General features: G+C 73.4%; 17 protein-coding genes. 7 read left to right on the top strand and 10 right to left on the bottom strand.

Annotated features, from left to right (window positions below):
• The first annotated feature begins 58 nt into the window (after positions 1-58).
• Complete coding sequence (gene cydD, locus C1N74_RS04535) at positions 59-1,762, top strand: thiol reductant ABC exporter subunit CydD (RefSeq protein ID WP_137750965.1); 1,704 nt, start codon at positions 59-61, stop codon at positions 1,760-1,762.
• Positions 1,759-3,420, top strand: a complete 1,662-nt coding sequence (cydC, locus tag C1N74_RS04530) for a thiol reductant ABC exporter subunit CydC (protein ID WP_137750071.1) — start codon at positions 1,759-1,761, stop codon at positions 3,418-3,420. Before cydD ends, cydC begins: the two co-directional genes overlap by 4 nt.
• A gap of 188 nt (positions 3,421-3,608) precedes the next feature.
• Here cydC and C1N74_RS04525 read toward each other — a convergent pair whose 3' ends face one another.
• Genes C1N74_RS04525 through C1N74_RS04505 form a run of 5 tightly spaced genes read right to left on the bottom strand, consistent with a single transcriptional unit; the run spans position 3,609 to position 7,354 of the window.
• A complete protein-coding gene (locus C1N74_RS04525) occupies positions 3,609-4,214 on the bottom strand; it encodes a GNAT family N-acetyltransferase (protein WP_071918402.1) in 606 nt (201 codons plus the stop codon).
• 16 nt (positions 4,215-4,230) lie between these two features.
• On the bottom strand, positions 4,231-5,310 hold the full coding sequence (locus C1N74_RS04520; RefSeq protein WP_137750070.1) for an ABC transporter ATP-binding protein: 1,080 nt from the start codon (positions 5,308-5,310) through the stop codon (positions 4,231-4,233).
• On the bottom strand, positions 5,307-6,143 hold the full coding sequence (locus tag C1N74_RS04515) for an ABC transporter permease (RefSeq protein WP_137750069.1): 837 nt from the start codon (positions 6,141-6,143) through the stop codon (positions 5,307-5,309). Before C1N74_RS04515 ends, C1N74_RS04520 begins: the two co-directional genes overlap by 4 nt.
• Positions 6,140-6,958: a molybdate ABC transporter substrate-binding protein gene (gene modA / locus C1N74_RS04510; RefSeq protein WP_137750068.1), complete on the bottom strand. Its 819-nt coding sequence runs from the start codon at positions 6,956-6,958 to the stop codon at positions 6,140-6,142. Before modA ends, C1N74_RS04515 begins: the two co-directional genes overlap by 4 nt.
• A 3-nt stretch (positions 6,959-6,961) precedes the next feature.
• A complete protein-coding gene (locus C1N74_RS04505) occupies positions 6,962-7,354 on the bottom strand; it encodes a molybdopterin-binding protein (protein WP_023951991.1) in 393 nt (130 codons plus the stop codon).
• A 119-nt stretch (positions 7,355-7,473) separates the two neighbouring features.
• Here C1N74_RS04505 and C1N74_RS04500 point away from each other — a divergent pair, with 119 nt between their 5' ends.
• The 4 genes from C1N74_RS04500 to C1N74_RS04485 are packed head-to-tail and all read left to right on the top strand — an operon-like array spanning position 7,474 to position 10,541.
• Positions 7,474-8,577, top strand: coding sequence for a ThiF family adenylyltransferase (locus C1N74_RS04500; RefSeq protein WP_137750067.1), 1,104 nt, complete (start codon positions 7,474-7,476; stop codon positions 8,575-8,577).
• Positions 8,565-9,824 (top strand): gephyrin-like molybdotransferase Glp, encoded by a 1,260-nt coding sequence (glp, locus tag C1N74_RS04495; RefSeq protein WP_375538050.1) that lies wholly within the window; start codon positions 8,565-8,567, stop codon positions 9,822-9,824. The genes C1N74_RS04500 and glp overlap by 13 nt, the downstream gene beginning before the upstream one ends.
• Before the next feature lie 4 nt (positions 9,825-9,828).
• On the top strand, positions 9,829-10,308 hold the full coding sequence (moaC, locus tag C1N74_RS04490; RefSeq protein ID WP_023951999.1) for a cyclic pyranopterin monophosphate synthase MoaC: 480 nt from the start codon (positions 9,829-9,831) through the stop codon (positions 10,306-10,308).
• Positions 10,308-10,541: a MoaD/ThiS family protein gene (locus tag C1N74_RS04485; RefSeq protein ID WP_023952001.1), complete on the top strand. Its 234-nt coding sequence runs from the start codon at positions 10,308-10,310 to the stop codon at positions 10,539-10,541. The genes moaC and C1N74_RS04485 overlap by 1 nt, the downstream gene beginning before the upstream one ends.
• 21 nt (positions 10,542-10,562) lie before the next feature.
• Here C1N74_RS04485 and C1N74_RS04480 read toward each other — a convergent pair whose 3' ends face one another.
• Genes C1N74_RS04480 through C1N74_RS04470 form a run of 3 tightly spaced genes read right to left on the bottom strand, consistent with a single transcriptional unit; the run spans position 10,563 to position 13,077 of the window.
• Positions 10,563-10,991, bottom strand: coding sequence for a molybdenum cofactor biosynthesis protein MoaE (locus tag C1N74_RS04480; RefSeq protein ID WP_064955969.1), 429 nt, complete (start codon positions 10,989-10,991; stop codon positions 10,563-10,565).
• Positions 10,991-11,467, bottom strand: coding sequence for a molybdenum cofactor biosynthesis protein B (locus tag C1N74_RS04475; RefSeq protein ID WP_023952005.1), 477 nt, complete (start codon positions 11,465-11,467; stop codon positions 10,991-10,993). The genes C1N74_RS04480 and C1N74_RS04475 overlap by 1 nt, the downstream gene beginning before the upstream one ends.
• Positions 11,464-13,077, bottom strand: a complete 1,614-nt coding sequence (locus tag C1N74_RS04470) for an SDR family oxidoreductase (protein ID WP_137750066.1) — start codon at positions 13,075-13,077, stop codon at positions 11,464-11,466. The genes C1N74_RS04475 and C1N74_RS04470 overlap by 4 nt, the downstream gene beginning before the upstream one ends.
• Positions 13,078-13,319: 242 nt before the next feature.
• Here C1N74_RS04470 and C1N74_RS04465 point away from each other — a divergent pair, with 242 nt between their 5' ends.
• Positions 13,320-14,795: an MFS transporter gene (locus C1N74_RS04465; RefSeq protein WP_023952009.1), complete on the top strand. Its 1,476-nt coding sequence runs from the start codon at positions 13,320-13,322 to the stop codon at positions 14,793-14,795.
• Between the two features lie 24 nt (positions 14,796-14,819).
• On the opposite strand, the gene C1N74_RS04460 is transcribed toward C1N74_RS04465, so the two are convergent.
• The gene (locus tag C1N74_RS04460) at positions 14,820-16,745 is read right to left on the bottom strand and encodes a helicase HerA-like domain-containing protein (RefSeq protein ID WP_137750065.1); all 1,926 of its coding nucleotides are present in this window, start codon (positions 16,743-16,745) and stop codon (positions 14,820-14,822) included.
• A gap of 10 nt (positions 16,746-16,755) precedes the next feature.
• Positions 16,756-17,415, bottom strand: a complete 660-nt coding sequence (locus tag C1N74_RS04455) for a phosphatase PAP2 family protein (RefSeq protein ID WP_064955972.1) — start codon at positions 17,413-17,415, stop codon at positions 16,756-16,758.
• Between the last annotated feature and the right edge of the window lie 8 nt (positions 17,416-17,423).

The following is a 17,423-nucleotide window of genomic DNA, read 5'->3' as shown; positions in this document are numbered from 1 at the left end:
CGATCGCGCCGGGCCCGAGGCATCCCGGTCCCGGGTAAGGCAGGATCGAAGGGTGAGCATGGACGACCCCGAGGCGCCCGCGCGCTCGAGCGGGCGGCCCGTCGATCCGCGGCTGCTGCGCTATGCCCGCGCCTCGCGCGTCTTCTTCGTCGCGATCGGGGCGATCGGCCTCGCCCAGACCATCGTGATCGTCGGCTCCGCGTGGCTGACCACGCAGGCCATCGTCGGCGCCATCGGCGGGATGCCGATCGCCGACCTCATGCGAACCCTCGCCGCTCTCGCGGCCGTCGTCGCCGCGCGCGCCGGGCTCCTCTGGCTGCGCGAAGCCGTCTCTGCTCGCGCCGCTGCCCGGGTGCGCAGCGAGTTGCGCGGCGCACTCACCTCCGCCGTCGGTCGCCTCGGCCCCGGATGGCTCGCGAGCCGCAACTCCGCTCAACTCGCCGTCACGGCAGGCCGCGGCCTCGACGCGCTGGACGCCTACTTCGGCCGTTACCTGCCGCAGCTCGTCCTGACGGTCATCGCGACCCCGGTGCTCATCGCCGTCATCTGGTGGAGCGACTGGATCTCCGGGCTCACGGTCCTGCTGACGATGCCGCTGATCCCGCTGTTCATGGTGCTGATCGGCCTGGCGACCCGCGCCGTCCAGCGCGCGCAATGGCAGACGCTCCGCCAGCTCGCCGCCCGCTTCGCCGACACCGTCCGGGGCCTGTCGACGCTCACCGTGTTCGGGCGGCAGCACCGCGCAGCGACGTCGATCGAACGCGTGACGGAGAACTACCGCATCGAGACGATGCGCGTCCTGCGGGTGTCGTTCCTGTCGGGCTTCGCGTTGGAGTTCCTCGCGTCGATCTCCGTCGCGATCGTGGCGGTGTCGATCGGCTTCCGGCTCATCGACGGCTCGCTCGGCCTATCGGTCGGGCTCTTCGTGCTGCTGCTCGCCCCCGAGGCGTATCTTCCGCTCCGTCAGGTCGGCGTGCAGTTCCACGCCGCCGCAGAGGGGGTCGCCGCCACCGACGACGTCTTCGAGGTCCTCGACGCCGCGAGGGCGCTGCCGCAGCAGGCTGCCGCGATCCCGGCGCCGACGGATGCCGCGACGACCGCGGCGGCGGAGCGCGGCGTCCTCCGCGCCCGTGAGCTTCGGGTGCAGCGCGGCGACTCGCTGCTCGCACCGGTGTCGTTCACGGCGAGGCCGGGCACGATCACGCTCCTGTCGGGGCCGAGCGGCGCCGGCAAGTCCAGCGTCTTCGCCGCACTGCGCGGCGTGGCCCCCTTCGAGGGCGACCTGACGCTCGACGGAGCGCAGGTTCCGCCGCCGGCGTCGTGGCTCGCCTGGGCCGGACAGGATCCGGGCCTCATCGCCGGCACTGTCGCCGAGAACGTCACTCTCGGCGCTTCGGCAGACCGCACCGCGGGGGCCGCGGACGAGCGTGCCATCTCGCGCGCGCTGGTGGCTGCCGGCGCCGCCGACCTCGACCCGGCGCTCGAGCTCGGCGTCCGCGGCGCGGGCCTCTCCGGCGGTCAGGCGCAGCGGGTCGCGGTCGCGCGCGCCCTCTTCCGGCACGAGAGCGTCGGTGCGCCGGTGATCGCCCTCGACGAGCCGAGCGCGGCTCTCGACGCCGAGACCGAGGCCGCCCTGTGGCAGAGCCTGCGCCGCGTCGCGGATGACGGCGCGACCGTCCTGCTCGTCTCGCACCGGGAGACGGCCCGCTCCATCGCCGACGTGCTGGTGGACGTGCGACCCCGATCCGAGGTGACGGCATGACGACGACCGCCGACGTGCTCCGGGGCGCGATGCCGCCACCGAGACGGTTCTGGCGCGCGCTCGCGACCGGCTTCGCGACGGAGGCCTCGGCCGTCGCGCTCCTCGCGTGCAGCGCATGGCTCATCGTCCGCGCGAGCGAGCAGCCCGCGGTGATGTACGTGATGGCCGCCGTGGTCGGGGTACGGGCGTTCGCGATCTCGCGGGCCGTCTTCCGCTACCTCGAGCGCCTCACGTCGCACGACGCGGCGCTGCGCCAGCTCGCCACGACGCGCACCGACCTCGTCCGGCGTCTCATTCCGCTGGCGCCCGACGGGCTCGGCCGCATCCGCCGGGGATCCGCCCTGTCCGCCCTCGTCGACGATGTCGATGACCTGCAGAATCTGCCGCTGCGGGTCGTCGAGCCGCTCGTGGCATCGGCCACGGTCGCCCTCGCCGCCGTGATCTTCGTCATGACCGTCTCGTGGCCCGCCGGGCTCACCCTGCTCGGCTGCCTCGTCGTCGCCGCGGCGGCGGCCACCGGCTGGGGCTGGGTGGCAGGCGCCCGCGCGGAGCGCACGATCGCGCCGCTCCGCGCCCGGCTCGCCGACGCCGTCGCCGACCACCTCGGCAGCCTCGACGTCCTGCTGGCGTACGGAGCCGAGGCGCAGAGCCGGCGCCGTATCGAGGCAGCCGACGCCGACCTCCGCCGTGCGGTCGTCCGCCGAGCCGGGGCGCAGGCCGGAAGCGCGGCCATCGTCTCACTCGCCGCCGGCGCCGCGTCGATCCTCGCGGTCATGGTCACCGCTCCGGATGTCGCCGCGCTCGGCGGTCCGTGGTTGGCCGTCGCCGTCCTCGTGCCGATGGCCGTGTTCGAGGTCTTCCAGACGGTTCCGCTCGCAGCGGCATCCTGGCGTCAGGTGCGCGCGTCGGCAGAACGCATCGCCGAGACCGTGCCGAGCGGCATCCCCGCCGGCCTCGTCGACAGCAGCGTCGCTCCCACGGGTGTCGCGCCCGCGCTCGGCGACGGCCTGCACCTCCGCGACGTGTCGGTGACGTGGCCCGGCGCCGAGCGTCCCGCTCTCACGGGCGTCGACCTCGATGTCCGCCCGGGCGAGCGTCTGCTCGTCGTCGGCTCGAGCGGTGCGGGCAAGTCGACGCTCGCCCATGCCCTCGTCCGGTTCCTCGACGTCGACGGGAGCTACCGCGTCGGGCGCACCGACGTGCGGGACCTCTCCCCCGACGACGTGCGTCTGACGGTCGGACTGTGCGAGCAGCAGCCGATGCTCTTCGACGAGGACATCCGCCAGAACCTCCTGTTCGCCCGCGACACCGCGACCGACGCCGAGCTGGAGGCCGTGCTCGAGCGCGTCGGGCTGGGCGGCTGGCTGCGCGAGCGCGGCGGTCTCGACGCTCGCGTCGGCGAGCACGGCGCCCTCGTCTCGGGCGGCCAGGCGCAGCGCATCGCGCTCGCTCGTGCACTGCTGCACGGCTTCCCCGTGCTCGTGCTCGACGAGCCGACGGCCGGGGTCGACCCCGCGGCATCCGACGCGCTGATGCGCGATCTGCTCTCGGCCGTCGACGAGGAACGTGCCGTCGTGCTCATCTCGCACGTGCGGGTGCCGAGCTCGCTCGTCGACCGCACGGTCCGCATCTCCGACGGGCGTCTGATCACGGGCTGACGCGCGCCCCCACCCCGCGAGGTCCCAGTTCGGCCGGGAAACCTAGCGGCAGACCCGGCCCGTGTGGGACTTCGCTCGCCGTGGCCCGCCGCGACCGCCCCTGCGCAACCCGAGGTCCCCATTGAGCCGGAAATCCAGCCGGCAGACCCGGCCCAACTGGGACCTCGGCGGCGCCGCGCGACCGGGCCTCAGCGCCCGAGATCGATGCCGAACGCCTGCGCGCCGGGAGAGGAGGGCAGGCGCTCGAAGCCCAGGCGGTCGTAGAAGGCGAGCGCGCCGGCGTTGGCGGCCGACGCGACCAGGTGCAGACGGGTGATGCCCGACGCCCGCAGCTGCTCCGACACCCGGTCGATCAGCCGTCGCCCCCACCCCTGTCCCTGCGCCCCGGGCAGCAGGTCGATGTGCAGGTGCGCCGGATACGCCTCGGCGAGCGGCTCGGCTCCGGGACGTCGGCCGTAGGCGTACCGCAGCGTGCCCGCCTGCCGCGAGGTGTCGTCGGGCGCGGGCTCCGGCCAGCGACCGGCGAACCGCGGCCACCACTCGGCGCGAAACCACTCCTCGAAGGCATCGGTATCGGGCGTCGCGACGACATAACCGATCGCGCGGTCGTCGTCATCGGCCACGACGAAGGAGAGATCCGGATGCCGCTCGGCGTAGGGCAGCACGTAGATCGCTCCCCAGATGTCGTCGTCGTCGAAGATCCCCGCGGCATCGGAGCCGTGGTCGGCGGTTCGCAGACAGATCTCGCTCAGCGCGGCGTCATCGCCGGGCCGGACGGCACGCATGTGGGGCATGCCCCCATCGTGCCACTCAGCCCCACGTGATCGCGGCGGTCGGCAGTGAGAGCGTCACCGATGCGCCCGCACGAAGGTCCGCGGCCAGATCCACCGGGATGTCGACCGCCAGCGGCGGATCGGCGACGAGCACCCGCACCCCGCCGACGGTGGGTTCGAGCCGGACCACGGGGGCCCGCCACGCGACACGGCCGTCGTCCGACGACGCGGCCTCCGGCCGCACGAGCCCGTCGCCGGCCCCGATCTCCTCGAGCCGGACGTCGCCCGGACGGAACAGCGCGGCGACCGATCCGCCGCCCTCACCCGGCCGCGCGATCGCGAGGGCACCGGCCCGCCAGACCGCTCCGTCGCCATGACCGACCACGTCCCCGACGACGCGGTTCACTCCCGCGATCGCCGCACCGAACGCCGTCGCCGGGCTCCGCAGCACCTCTCGGACCGAGCCGCTCTGCGTCACGGTTCCCTCCTCGAGCACGACGAGCCGATCGGCCACCGCCGCGGCATCGAGGGCGTCGTGGCTGACGATGACGGCCGTCGTCCCGGCGGCCCGCAGCTGCTCGCCGAGCATCGTCCGCAGCGACGCGGCGGTCGCCGGGTCGAGCGCCGTGAACGGTTCGTCGAGCAGGACGACGCGGGGCCGCGCGGCGAGCGCGCGGACGAGGGCGACCCGTTGCTGCTGACCGCCGGACAGCTCTCGGGGGTACCGGCCGCCGACGCCGGCGAGACCGACGCGTTCGAGCCAGTCGTCGGCGGTGACGCGCGCCCGGCGCGCCGGCTCGCCGCGAGAGCGGAGCCCGAAGGCGACGTTCTCGCGCACCGAGAGGTGCGGGAAGAGCCCCGGGTCCTGTCGCAGCAGCACGATGCCGCGACGCTGCGGCGCCACGCGGCGGCCGGGACCGGCGACCTCGTCGTCGTCGACACGGATCGACCCCTCGTCGAGCGGGACGAGGCCGGCGATCGCCTCGAGCACCGTCGTCTTGCCCGCGCCGCTCGGCCCCATGACCGCGACGACCTCGCCCGGTTCGGCGACGAGCTCGGCGGCCACGGTGATGCCCGGGCGCTGCACCCGGACGCGGGCGGTGAGCCGCGCGCTCATCGGGCGCCGCCCGGCCGCCAGGCGCGCACGAGCAGGAGCGCCGCGATCGCGGTGATCAGCAGCAGGAGCGACAGCGCGACAGCCGTTCCCTGCGACACCCCCGCACCGTTGAACGCCGTGTAGATCGCCAGCGGCATCGTCTGCGTGACGCCGGGCGCGTTGCCCGCGAAGAGGGCGGTGGCGCCGAACTCGCCGAGGGCGCGCGCGAAGCACAGCACGGTTCCTGCGATGAGGCCGGGGGCGGCGAGCGGCAGGGTGACCCGGAACAGGATGCGCCACCGTCCCGCACCGAGAGCGGCGGCGGTCTGCTCGTAACCGGCTCCCGTGGCCCGCAGGGAGCCTTCGAGCGCGAGGACGAGGAAGGGCAGGGCGACGAAGGTCTGCGCGATGACGACGGCCGTGGTCGTGAAGGGGATGCGGATGCCGGCTTCGCCGAGCATCGCGCCCAGCCAGCCGGTCCGCCCGAACAGGAACAGCAGTGCGACGCCGCCGACCATGGGCGGCAGCACGAGCGGGACCGTCACGACGGCGCGCAGCACCGCCGCACCGCGGGCGCCTGCTCGGGCGATCGTCAGGGCGAGCGGAACGCCGAGCACGATGCACGCAGCGGTGGCCGCGAGCGCGGTCTGCAGCGAGAGCGCGAGCGCCGCGCCGGCCTCGGGCGAGGTGACGTCGGCCCACACCGTCGCGGGGTCGACGCGCCCCACCAGCGCGACGAGCGGGACCACGAGCAGCGCGAGCCCGACGACGGCCGGCACGAGCAGGACACGCGGCACATACCCCGACGCGTCGCGGCGCGTCGACCGGTGACCGCCTGCCCGGCCGCCGCTCACGGCGCCCCGAACCCGAGACGGCGGAGCACCGCCTGGCCGTCCGCAGACAGTACGTAGGCGACGAACTGCTCGGCGGCCTCGGGCGCACGGGCGCCGGCCAGCGCGGCGATCGGATAGCGGTTGACCACCTCGTCGACGCCGGGAGTGTCGACGATCTCGACGTCGTCGGTCAGGGCGGCATCCGTGACGTAGACGAGCCCCGCATCGGCTTCGCCGCCGGCGACCTTCGTCAATACGGCCGTGACGTTCTGCTCGTAGCTGTCGACGCTCGCCGTGACACCGGCGTCGCTGAGAAGCGTCTCCGACGCCGCCCCGCACGGCACCGCCTGTGCGCACAGCACGACGGTGCGGTCGGCGTCCGCGAGGTCGGCGAGGCCGGCGACCGCGCCGGGGTTGCCGGCGGGCACGACGAGGGTGAGGCGGTTCGTCGCGAAGATCTGCGGGTCGGCCGCGAGCCCGGCCGCGACGACCTTCTGCATGTTCGCCTCGTCGGCCGAGGCGAACACGTCGGCGGGGGCGCCCTCGGTCAGCTGCGTCGCGAGCGTCGACGACCCGTCGTAGCTGATGGGCGAGATGGCGACCGTCGGATGCCGCTGCTCGAACCGCACAGCCAGCTCGTCGAAGCCCGCCTTCAGCGACGCCGCGGCGAACACGGTGACCTCGCCTGAGATGTCGGGGGCCGCGGACCCGGACTCCGACTCCGCGACGCCGGGCGCGGCATCCGTCCCCGCGTCGGGGCCGCCGCCCGCGGCGCATCCGGCCAGGAGGAGTAGGGCGGCGGCGAGGGCGGCGAGGCTCGTTCGTCGGGTGCGCACGGCTCAGTCCTTCGGGGTCTCGACGACGACGGTGGTGGCCTTGACGACGGCGACGGCGAGAGACCCGGGCTCGAGCTCGAGCTCGCGCGCCGCCTCGGCCGACATCAGCGACACGATCCGGTGCGGTCCGGACTGCACGTCGACCTGCGCCATCACGCCGTCGATCTGCACGCGGGTGACGAGGCCGACGAATCGGTTGCGGGCGCTCGAAAGCCGGTCCGACGGGTCGGCTGCGGCCGAAGCCAGCTCGACCGCGTGGGCGGCGAGCGCGTCGCCCGGCACCCGTGCGGGGCTTTCATCGGTGACCGGGAGGACGCCGTGGTCGATCCAGCGGCGCACGGTGTCGTCACTGACGCCGAGCAGGCGCGCCGCCTCCGAGATTCGGTATGCCGTCATGCGCTGAACTTACCCGCATTTGCGGACCGACGGGGCCGAATCCGCCGCATTCACGGATGCGTGTGACGCCTCGCCTCCCGTCCGCCCGGGTTGCCCCCGCGCGCGTCTAGCCTGATCCCATGACCGTCCCGCCTCTTGTCGCCGCCACCGGGCCTCTGTCGGATCGCGAGCGCGAGCGCACCGCGAGGCACGCCGTCCTCGCGGGCCTCGGCGACCAGGGGCAGCGGCGACTCGCGGCCTCCCACGTCGCCGTCGTCGGCGCAGGAGGCCTCGGCTCGCCGGTGATCCTCGCCCTCGCAGCTGCCGGAGTCGGGACGATCACCGTCATCGACGACGACGAGGTCGAGTACGCCAACCTCCAGCGCCAGGTCATCCACCGGGTCGACGACGTCGGTTCGCCGAAGGTCGCCTCCGCCGTGCGCGCCGCCGCCGCGCTCTCCCCCGAGACCCGGATCGAGACGCGTCGGGAGCGGCTGGATGCCGCCAACGCGTCGCGGCTGCTGGCGGGGAGCGACCTCGTCATCGACGGCACCGACACGTTCGAGACCCGCACCGTCGTGGCCGCCGCGTGCGCTTCGCTCGGGCTGCCGCTCGTCTGGGGCGTGATCCAGGAGTTCCACGCGCAGGTCACCGTCTTCTGGACCGCGCCACCCGAAGGCGTACCGGCGATCGGCCTCGACGATCTCTACCCGGCCGGCAGCGCCGACGACCTGCCGACGTGCGCCGAGGTCGGCGTGCTCGGCTCGCTCTGCATGACGGTGGGCGGGATGCTCGCGACCGAGGCGATCAAGCTCATCACCGGAGTGGGCGAACCGCTCCTGGGCCGGCTCGTCGTCGTCGACGCCCTCACCGGCACCCAGAGCGAGGTGCCGCTGCGCGCGGCGTCGAGTGCGCTATCGCAGGCCCCCGTTCCGCCGACCCCACCCGAGCGGACGTGGACGGCGGCGCCCGAGGTCGACCTCGAGCAGCTCCGAGCGCTGCAGTCCGCCGGTGCGGTGGTGCTCGATGTACGCGAGCCCCACGAGACGGCGACCGGCGTGCTTCCCGGATCGGTGGTGTTGCCGCTGGGAGAACTGCTCGCGGCCCCTGACCGCGTCGACGCCGAGCGGGTCGTGGTCGTGTGCGCGCACGGCATCCGAGCCCATCGCGCGGCCGATGCCCTCCGGGGCCGCGGTGTCGCGGCATCCGTGCTCGCGGGCGGGCTCGCGCGGTGGCAGTCGTGAGCGGCGGGCTGCGCACCGTCGAGGAGCAGCTCGCCGACGTCCTCGCCGCCGTCCGCCCGCTGCCGACCCGCACGGTCGGGCTCGCCGATGCCGCCGGCTGCGTCCTCCGCGAGGCCGCCGTCGCCCGCGGGGGCATCCCCGACTTCGACAACTCGGCGATGGACGGTTTCGCCGTGCGCTTCGACGACGTCGCGGGCGCGTCGCCCGAGCACCCCGTCGATCTGGCGGTCGTCGCCGACCTGCCGGCCGGCTCCGCCGACGATCCGTCCCTGAGCCCCGGGCAGGCCGCGCGCATCATGACGGGCGCCCCGGTGCCGACGGACGCCGACACGATCGTGCCGTTCGAAGACACCGCGGGGGGCCTCGACGATTCGCTGACGACCGCGCGCGTGCTCGCGGCCCCCGCCCGGCGGGGCGTGTTCCTCCGGCGCGCGCACGACGACATCCGCCCAGGCGATACGGTGCTGGACTCCGGTGTGCCGCTCGGCCCTCGGCAGCTCGCCGCCCTCGCTGCCGCCGACATCGCACGGGTCACGGTCTCGGAGGCACCGCACGTCGTCGTCATCTCGACCGGCAGCGAACTGGTCGAGCCCGGTCTTCCCCGCTCCCGCGGGCAGATTCCCGAGTCCAACGGCCTGCTGCTCGAGACGCTCGTCCGTCAGGCGGGCGGCGACGTCGTCCGCCGTGTGCACGTCGACGACGGCGGCAGCGCGTTCCGTCGCGAGATCGCCGCAGCGACGACCGGAGGATCCCGCGCGGATGTCGTCATCACCTCGGGAGGGGTGAGCGCGGGCGCTTACGAGGTCGTCAAGACCGAGCTCGGCGACGCACTGCGCTTCTCGCGGGTGGCGATGCAGCCGGGCAAGCCGCAGGCCTTCGGGGTCCTGCCGTCGGGAACCCTCGTCTTCGGCCTGCCGGGCAATCCGGTGAGCGCGGCGGTGTCATTCGACGTGTTCGTGCGCCCCGCCCTGCTCGCCCTCCAGTGCCGCTCAGACCTCCACCGGCCCGCGTTGCGTCTTCCCGCTGCCGAATCCTGGCACACACCGCCGGGGCGCCGGCAGTACCTTCCCGCAGTCATCGACCGCAGCGATCCCGCCCGGTGGCGCGTGCGCCCGGCGACACCGGGCGGCTCGGGCTCGCACCTGGCGGGCGCCCTCGCCCTCGCCGAGGCGTACGCGGTCGTCCCGGCCGAGACGGCCGTCGTCGAGCCCGGCGACCTCGTCGAGGTCCTGCTGCTGGAAGGATGAGGGCATGAGCTTCACTCACCTCGACGACGCCGGTCACGCTCGCATGGTCGACGTCACCGCGAAGCAGCCGACCGTCCGCGCTGCGACGGCTCGCGGGTTCGTCCGCTGCTCGCCCGAGGTCGTCGCATCCCTCCGCGACGGCACGGTGCCGAAGGGCGACGTCCTCGCCGTCGCGCGCATCGCCGGCATCCAGGCAGCCAAGCGCACGCCGGAGCTTCTCCCCCTCGCCCATGTGATCGGGGTGCACGGGGTCGTCGTCGACCTCGACATCACCGACGCGGGCATCGAGATCGAGGCGACCGCGCGCACCGCCGACCGCACCGGCGTCGAGATGGAGGCGCTCACCTCGGTCTCGGTCGCCGCCCTCGCCGTCGTCGACATGGTGAAGGGCATCGATAAGGCGACCTCGATCGAGAACATCCGCATCACCGCGAAGTCCGGCGGCCGCAGCGGCGACTGGCAGCGCCCCGGCGAGGGCGCCTGATGGCGCGCGTCCGCTACTTCGCCGCGGCTGCCGAGCGCGCGGGACGGAGCGAGGAGGTTCGCTCCGAGAACAGCCTCGGCGCTCTGCGCGACGCACTGTCGCGGGAGCATCCCGGGCTGGCGGCGATCCTGCCGAAATGCGCCGTCCTGGTCGACGGCGCACGCGCCGCCGACTCCAGCGAGATCGGCCCCGACGTCACCGTCGACATCCTCCCGCCCTTCGCCGGCGGCTGAGTCACCCGCCGTCCGAGAGGATCAGCCGCCGATCCCCTTCCACGCCGTCGTGCCGTCCGCCTCGATCTGCTGCTTCCAGATCGGCAGCTCGCGCTTGATCGCCTCGATCAGCTCGCGGCACACCTCGAATGCGTCGCCCCGGTGCGCCGTGCCCACCGCGATGACGACGGCGGCATCCCCCACCGCGAGGTCGCCGATGCGGTGACTGACCGCCACGATGCCGTCGCGGTCGCCGAGCGCGGCCGCAGCGATGGCCCGCAGTGTCGTCTCGGCGTCGGGGTGAGCCTCGTAGTGCAGCGCCGAGACCGCGCCGGCGGCATCCGGGTCGTGATCGCGCACGGTCCCGACGAAGCTCGTCACGGCCCCGATGGCGGGGGAATCGACGGCCGCGAGATGCTGGGAGACGTCGAGGGGCTCCGCGGTGATGCGGGCGATGCGGATCTCGCCCATCAGTGATCGTGCCCGTCGAGCTGGGCGACGACGTGCCCGGCGATCCCCGTCACCACGTCGATACCGGATGCCACGGCGCGTGGCGACCCCGGCAGGTTCACGATGAGCGTTCGCCCGGCCACCCCTGCTCGCCCGCGCGAGAGGACGGCCGTGGGCGTCTCGGCTACCCCGCGCCGGCGCAGCTCTTCGGCCACGCCGGGCAGCTCGCGCTCGATGACCTCGCCGGTGCCCTCGGGAGTCTCGTCGCGCGGCGCCACGCCGGTTCCGCCGGTCGTCACGATCAGACGCGCTCCGCCTGCGATCGCGGCCCGCAGCGCCCCGGCCACCGAGGCGGCACCGTCGGCGACGACGGCGGCGTCGGCGCAGTCCCATCCCGCGGCGCGCAAGGCCTCGACGGCGACGGGACCGGCCGCATCCGGACGCTCACCCCGGGCCGAGCGATCGGACACGGTGATGACGGCGGCGGAACGGCTCACGACCCCACCCTAGGGGCGTCCGTCCCCGCTCGCGCCGTGTCGTCGTCGGCGTGGGTGTTCTCGACGGCGATCCGCCCTTCCTCGACCTTTCCTTCCGCCATCTCGGTGATGCGCGTCGCCATCGCGGTGAAGATGAGCCCGTGGAACGGCAGAACGCCGAGCCAGTACAGTCGCCCGGCCAGACCGCGCGGGAAGAAGATCGCGCGCTGCTCGTACCGGGCACCGCCCTCGCGCGGCGCGACCTTCAGCTCGAGCCAGGCCTCCCCCGGCACCCGCATCTCGGCACGCAGACGCAGCAGGCGCCCCTCCTCGACGGCCTCGACACGCCAGAAGTCGATCGCATCCCCCACCCGCACCTTGCCCCGGCTGCGGCGCCCGCGCGCGAGGCCGATGCCGCCGACCAGGCGGTCCATCCAGCCGCGGATCTCCCACAGCGCGCGCGCCGAGTACCAGCCGTTCGTGCCGCCGATGCCGGCGATCACTTCCCACAGTCGCTCGGGCGAGGCGCTCGTGTCGGCGGAGCGCTCGTCGGTGAAGACGGTCCGGCCTGCCCACTCGGGGTCGCTCGGCAGCGGATCGCTCGGCGCGCCGAGCACGTCGGCGTCCTGCCAGCTCGTCTCGACCTCGTCGGCATCCACCCGGCCGAGCGCCAGCCGCACGCTCGTCCGGTACGAGGTCAGGCCTCCCTCGGGCTGCGGGATGATGTCGTCGATGTCGTGGTCGTCCATGACGCACTCGTTCTGGAGCGACGCGATGAGCGGGCGTGCGATGGCGCGTGGCACGGGCGTCACGAGGTTCACCCAGTGCGAGGCGAGCCCGGGTGTGAGCACCGGCAGGGCCGCGATCGCCCGCTGCCGCAGGCCCGCCTCGAGGGCGTATCCGTTCATCATCTGCCCGTAGCGCAGCACGTCGGGACCGCCGATGTCGACGGCGCGGTTCAGCTCGGGATCCACGCGCGCCGCGCCGAGCAGGTAATGCAGCACGTCGCGGACCGCGATCGGCTGGATGCGGTTTCGCACCCACTTGGGCGCCGGCATGTACGGCAGCACGTCGGTGAGGTGACGCACCATCTCGAACGACGCCGACCCCGACCCGATGACGACGCCCGCCTGCAGCACGAGGGTCGGCACGCCGGACTCCAGCAGGATCTCGCCGACCTCCACGCGCGAGCGCAGGTGCGGCGACAACTCGGCATCGGAGGGGTGGAGGCCGCCGAGATAGACGATGCGCTTCACGGATGCCGCCGCCGCGGCATCGGCGACCGTGCGGGCGGCCCGTTCGTCGGCCTCCTCGAAGCCTGCCCCCGCCCCCATCGAGTGGATCAGGTAGTAGACGACGTCCACGTCGGACACGGCCTCGGCGACGGCATCCGCGTCGTCGGCCGAGCCGCCCACGATCTCGACGGCGTCGCCCCACGGAAAGCTCGCGACGCGTTCGGGCGTGCGCGCCAGCACGCGCACGCGGTATCCCGCCGCGACGAGACGTGGCACGAGCCGTCCGCCGATGTATCCGGTGGCGCCGAGGACGAGGGCTCGCGGCGCCGATCCGTCCGGTCGGGGCTGCGCCTGCAGCTCGGGCTCGTGTCCGGTAGGTGCGGTCAGCTCGGTCATGATCAGACGGTAGGCGCGGACCGGTCCCGACCGACACGACTTGACATGCGACGGATCGCCCGTTGCCGCCCGGGCACTGTGTCCGCGTCGCCTCACGCGCGCGCGATAGGCGGCGATGCGCCGGATCGCAACGCCCCCGCGCGAGATTGCGCCCGCCCCGGCACCGGGGTCTACGCTCCCGTGAGCGAAGGACAGTCGTCTGGCGACCCGAGCCCGGCGACGCTGCCGGAGGAGAACCGAATATGTCACGCACGCGCACGAAGCGGCCCGCCCGCCGACGTCTCGAGGTCGACGACGTCATCGTCGTCGAACGCAAGAAGGTCCGAACCGCCATCTCGGGCACCGTCGTCGGCAACTTCATGGAATGGTTCGACTTCGGCATCTACGGCTACCTCGCCGTGACGCTCACCGTCGTCTTCGCCGAGGACATCCCCGACCCGTGGGGCCTGCTGGTGACCCTCCTCGGCTTCGCCGTGTCGTTCCTCGTGCGTCCCCTGGGCGGGATCGTGCTCGGCCCCCTCGGCGACCGGATCGGGCGGCAGAAGGTCCTGTTCCTGACGATGGCGATGATGGCGACCGCGACCGCGCTCATCGGCCTGCTGCCGACCTCGGCGCAGATCGGCATCTGGGCGGTCGTGCCCCTGTATGTGCTGAAGATGGTGCAGGGCTTCTCGACCGGCGGCGAGTACGCCGGGGCCTCGACGTACGTGACCGAGTTCTCACCCGACCGCTCGCGGGGCTTCTGGGCCTCGTGGCTCGACGTCGGCTCGTACGTCGGCTTCGCCGCCGGCGCCACGGTCGTCGCGCTGACCACCCTCATCACGCAGGGACTCTGGGGCCCCGACGCGATGGTCGACGGCGGCTGGCGCATCCCGTTCCTCGTCGCCATCCCGCTCGGCATCGTCGCCATCTGGTTCCGCCTGCGCATCCCGGAGACCCCGGCGTTCGAGCAGGAGTCGGAGTCGGCCGCGGCGCCCAGCAAGGACGACCCGATGGCTCGTCACGGCATCGGCGGCATCCTGCGCCACCACTGGCGGACGATCCTCGTCGCCGTGGCGATCGTCGCGGCGACCAACACGGCCGGCTACGCGCTGACCAGCTACATGCCGACCTACCTCGAGAAGGAGGTCGGACTCTCGAACCTCTCCGCCGCGGTGGCGACGGTTCCCGTGCTCGTGGTGATGTCGGCGACCCTGCCCTTCGTCGGCCGGCTCAGCGACCGCTTCGGCCGGCGGCGCATCTACGCATTCGCGATCGGAGCGTCGCTCGTCCTGACGGTGCCGGCGTTCGCGATCATGCAGATCGGCGAGCTGTGGGCGGTCTTCATCGCGCTGGGCATCATCGCGGTGCCGGTGGCGCTGTTCGTCGCGATCTCGGCGAGCGCCCTGCCGGCACTGTTCCCCACCGCCACCCGCTTCGGCGCGATGGGCATCGCCTACAACCTGGCCGTGTCGCTCTTCGGCGGCACGACCCCGCTGTTCAGCCAGGCGCTCATCGAGTGGACGGGCAACACGTACATGCCGGCGTTCTACATCATGTTCTTCTCGGCTCTCGCCGCCGTCGCGCTCTTCGCGATGCGCGAGACGGCCCAGCGGCCCCTCCTCGGCTCCGTGCCGACGGTCGAGACGATCGCCGAGGCCGAGGCTCTCGTCGCCGGGCAGGACGACGATCCGCGCATCGACACCTCGACGATGCCGCTCGACATCGTCCGCCCCTGAGGCGCCGTCGGCCCGGGCGCGTCCTCAGCGCCGCCCGGTGCCGAAGATGCCCCGGATGACGCCGGTCAGCACCTCCTGGGCCGCACGCGAGCCGAGGATCTGCTCCGCCGGCGTCTTCCGGCGCGACCGCGTGTTCGAGGTCATGCTGCGCAGCATCCGGTCGTATTCGCGACGCTCTTTCGCCTCGTCGGCCGCGGCCTGCTTGCGGATGGCTGCGAGCTGCTTCGCGTAGGCGGCGTCGGCCTTGGCGCGCAGCTTCGCGGCGTCCTGCTCGGCCTTGCGGCGCGCGGCCTCGGCCTCGGCCGCGTCGAGCGCCGCCTGGGCCGCGTTCATGCGGGCTGTGAGGATCTCGCGCGCCGACTCGCGGTCGATCGCCTCGGCGTAGCGCGGCCGGATCTCGGATGCCGACACGCGGGCCTCGACCTCCGCTGCCGTCGCCGGCGACATCGCGGCCTGCGGCGCGCGGAGCCGCGTCCAGGCGACGGGCGTGGGCGCGCCCTTCTCGTTCATCACCGTGACGATCGCCTCGCCGGTGCCGAGCTCCTGGAGGACCCGCTCGAGGTCGTAGCCCGAGCGCGGGTAGGTGCGCACGCTCGCGCGCAGGGCGGTGACGTCGTCGGGCGTGAAGGCCCGCAGCGCGTGCTGCACGCGCGAGCCCAGCTGCGCCAGAACGTCGGACGGCACGTCCTTGGGCGTCTGCGTGACGAAGAAGACGCCGACGCCCTTCGAGCGGATCAGGCGGACGGTCTGGACGACGGCGGCGAGGAAGTCCTTCGACGCGTCGCGAAACAGCAGATGCGCCTCGTCGAAGAAGAACACGAGCCCCGGTTTGTCGGCATCGCCGACCTCGGGGAGCACCTCGAACAGCTCGGCCAGCAGGTACATGAGGAACGTCGAGTAGAGCACCGGCCGGTCGGCCACACCGGGTACCTCGAGCAGGGTGATGACGCCCTCGCCCGCGTCGGTGGTGCGCAGAAGGTCGCGGACGTCGAACTCCGGTTCGCCGAAGAAGACGTCGGCCCCGGCATCGGCGAAGGTGATGAGCTCGCGGAGGATGACACCGGCCGTGGCTTTCGAGAGACCGCCGAGCTCGGCGAGCTCGGCTTTGCCGTCATCGCTCGTGAGGTAGGTCAGCACCGCGCGCAGGTCGGCGAGGTCGACGAGCGCCAGGCCGTTGGCGTCGGCGTAGTGGAAGACGAGACCGAGGCTCGACTCCTGCGTCGCGTTGAGCCCGAGCACGCGGCTCAGCAGCAGCGGACCGAAGCCCGAGACGGTCGCGCGCACGGGCGTTCCCGCTCCGCGGTCGCCGAGCGCGAGGAACTCCGTCGCGAAAGAGCGCGGCGTCCACTCCTGCCCGATGGCGCCCGTCCGGGAGAGCAGCTTCTCGCTCGTCTCCCCCGGCTCGGCCAGTCCCGACAGGTCGCCCTTGATGTCGGCGGCGAACACCGGCACACCGTTCGCCGCGAGCTGCTCCGCGAGAACCTGCAGGGTGCGCGTCTTGCCCGTGCCGGTGGCGCCGGCCACGAGACCGTGACGGTTCGTCATCGCGAGCGGGATGCGGACCGGCGCATCGCGCAGCGGCTCGCCGTTCAGGAGAGCCCCGAGCTCGAGGGCGGGCCCGTCGAACGCGTAGCCCCGGCGGATGTCGTCGACCTCGGATCCGTCGAGAGGACCCGCCGCATCGGCGGGCTCGGGTTCCCCCGCCGACTCCGACGGCTCGGGTGGCGGGACCGCAGCCGCCGGCTCGGCTTTCCCGTCCGGACCCGACGACTCGGGTCGCCCGGCCGCAGCACGGGCGGCATCCGCTTCGGCGGCGGCCAGGGCGGCGCGCGCCCGTGCGGCGACGAGGGCTGCCTCGGCGGCCTCCGCCTCGGCGCGTAGCCGGGCGAGATCGGCCGCAGCGACCGCGGCAGCGGAAGGAACGGCCGGATCGTCGGGCGAGACGCTCATGGCGGTGAGCCTAGCCCCGCCGCTCCTGAACCGCGCGTCGCTCCCGTTCGAGCTGCTCGGTGAACATCGCGGCCACCACGAGGGCGACGCCCGCCCCCACCAGCATCCCCCCGACCGTGTCGGAGAGCCAGTGCGCGTGCACGACCGTGCGGCTGAGCGCCATCAGCACCGTCCACACGACCCCGATGATCGCGACCCAGATGCGCGGAAAGAGGATGACGGCGACGACGGCGATCGTGGCCGCATTGGCTGTATGCCCGGACGGGAATGAGCCGGCATCCGTCGTGACGAGGATGTCTTCGGGTCGCGACCTGTCCACGAGGTTCTTGATCAGCTGCACCACGAGCGCGCTCAACGCCGATGCCACCAGGAAGTAACCCGCAGCCCAGGGCCGGCGCAGCACGATCAGCGCCACGGCGACCGCGATCGGGATCGCGAACACCCCCACCCACGTCCCGCCGATCCGGTTCATCACGAGCCCGAACACGAGTCCGACCGCCCCCGGATCGGCCGGCAGCGTCTCGTTCCACCACCGATCGACGGCGAAGGGCTGGCCCAGCTGCGTGAACAGCCACCACCCCAGCAGCGCGCCCGCCACCATCAGGACGATTCCGATGGCGGCACGGCGCGGCCAGAGTCGGCGGGGGTCGGTCGGCGGGGCGTCGTTCATCGGTCCAT

Source organism: Microbacterium sp. SGAir0570, from assembly GCF_005491085.2.
Classification (GTDB): Bacteria; Actinomycetota; Actinomycetes; order Actinomycetales; family Microbacteriaceae; genus Microbacterium; species Microbacterium arborescens.
Note: the sequence above shows the minus strand (reverse complement) of the source record. Positions and strands in the feature narration are given on the sequence as shown.

What these genes read in the sequence shown, in the direction of transcription:
- cydD (WP_137750965.1), top strand. Translation starts at nt 59, where the DNA reads ATGGACGACCCCGAGGCGCCCGCGCGCTCGAGCGGGCGGCCCGTCGAT.
- cydC (WP_137750071.1), top strand. Translation starts at nt 1,759, where the DNA reads ATGACGACGACCGCCGACGTGCTCCGGGGCGCGATGCCGCCACCGAGA.
- C1N74_RS04525 (WP_071918402.1), bottom strand. Translation starts at nt 4,214, where the DNA reads ATGCCCCACATGCGTGCCGTCCGGCCCGGCGATGACGCCGCGCTGAGC.
- C1N74_RS04520 (WP_137750070.1), bottom strand. Translation starts at nt 5,310, where the DNA reads ATGAGCGCGCGGCTCACCGCCCGCGTCCGGGTGCAGCGCCCGGGCATC.
- C1N74_RS04505 (WP_023951991.1), bottom strand. Translation starts at nt 7,354, where the DNA reads ATGACGGCATACCGAATCTCGGAGGCGGCGCGCCTGCTCGGCGTCAGT.
- C1N74_RS04500 (WP_137750067.1), top strand. Translation starts at nt 7,474, where the DNA reads ATGACCGTCCCGCCTCTTGTCGCCGCCACCGGGCCTCTGTCGGATCGC.
- moaC (WP_023951999.1), top strand. Translation starts at nt 9,829, where the DNA reads ATGAGCTTCACTCACCTCGACGACGCCGGTCACGCTCGCATGGTCGAC.
- C1N74_RS04485 (WP_023952001.1), top strand. Translation starts at nt 10,308, where the DNA reads ATGGCGCGCGTCCGCTACTTCGCCGCGGCTGCCGAGCGCGCGGGACGG.
- C1N74_RS04480 (WP_064955969.1), bottom strand. Translation starts at nt 10,991, where the DNA reads ATGGGCGAGATCCGCATCGCCCGCATCACCGCGGAGCCCCTCGACGTC.
- C1N74_RS04470 (WP_137750066.1), bottom strand. Translation starts at nt 13,077, where the DNA reads ATGACCGAGCTGACCGCACCTACCGGACACGAGCCCGAGCTGCAGGCG.
- C1N74_RS04465 (WP_023952009.1), top strand. Translation starts at nt 13,320, where the DNA reads ATGTCACGCACGCGCACGAAGCGGCCCGCCCGCCGACGTCTCGAGGTC.
- C1N74_RS04460 (WP_137750065.1), bottom strand. Translation starts at nt 16,745, where the DNA reads ATGAGCGTCTCGCCCGACGATCCGGCCGTTCCTTCCGCTGCCGCGGTC.
- C1N74_RS04455 (WP_064955972.1), bottom strand. Translation starts at nt 17,415, where the DNA reads ATGAACGACGCCCCGCCGACCGACCCCCGCCGACTCTGGCCGCGCCGT.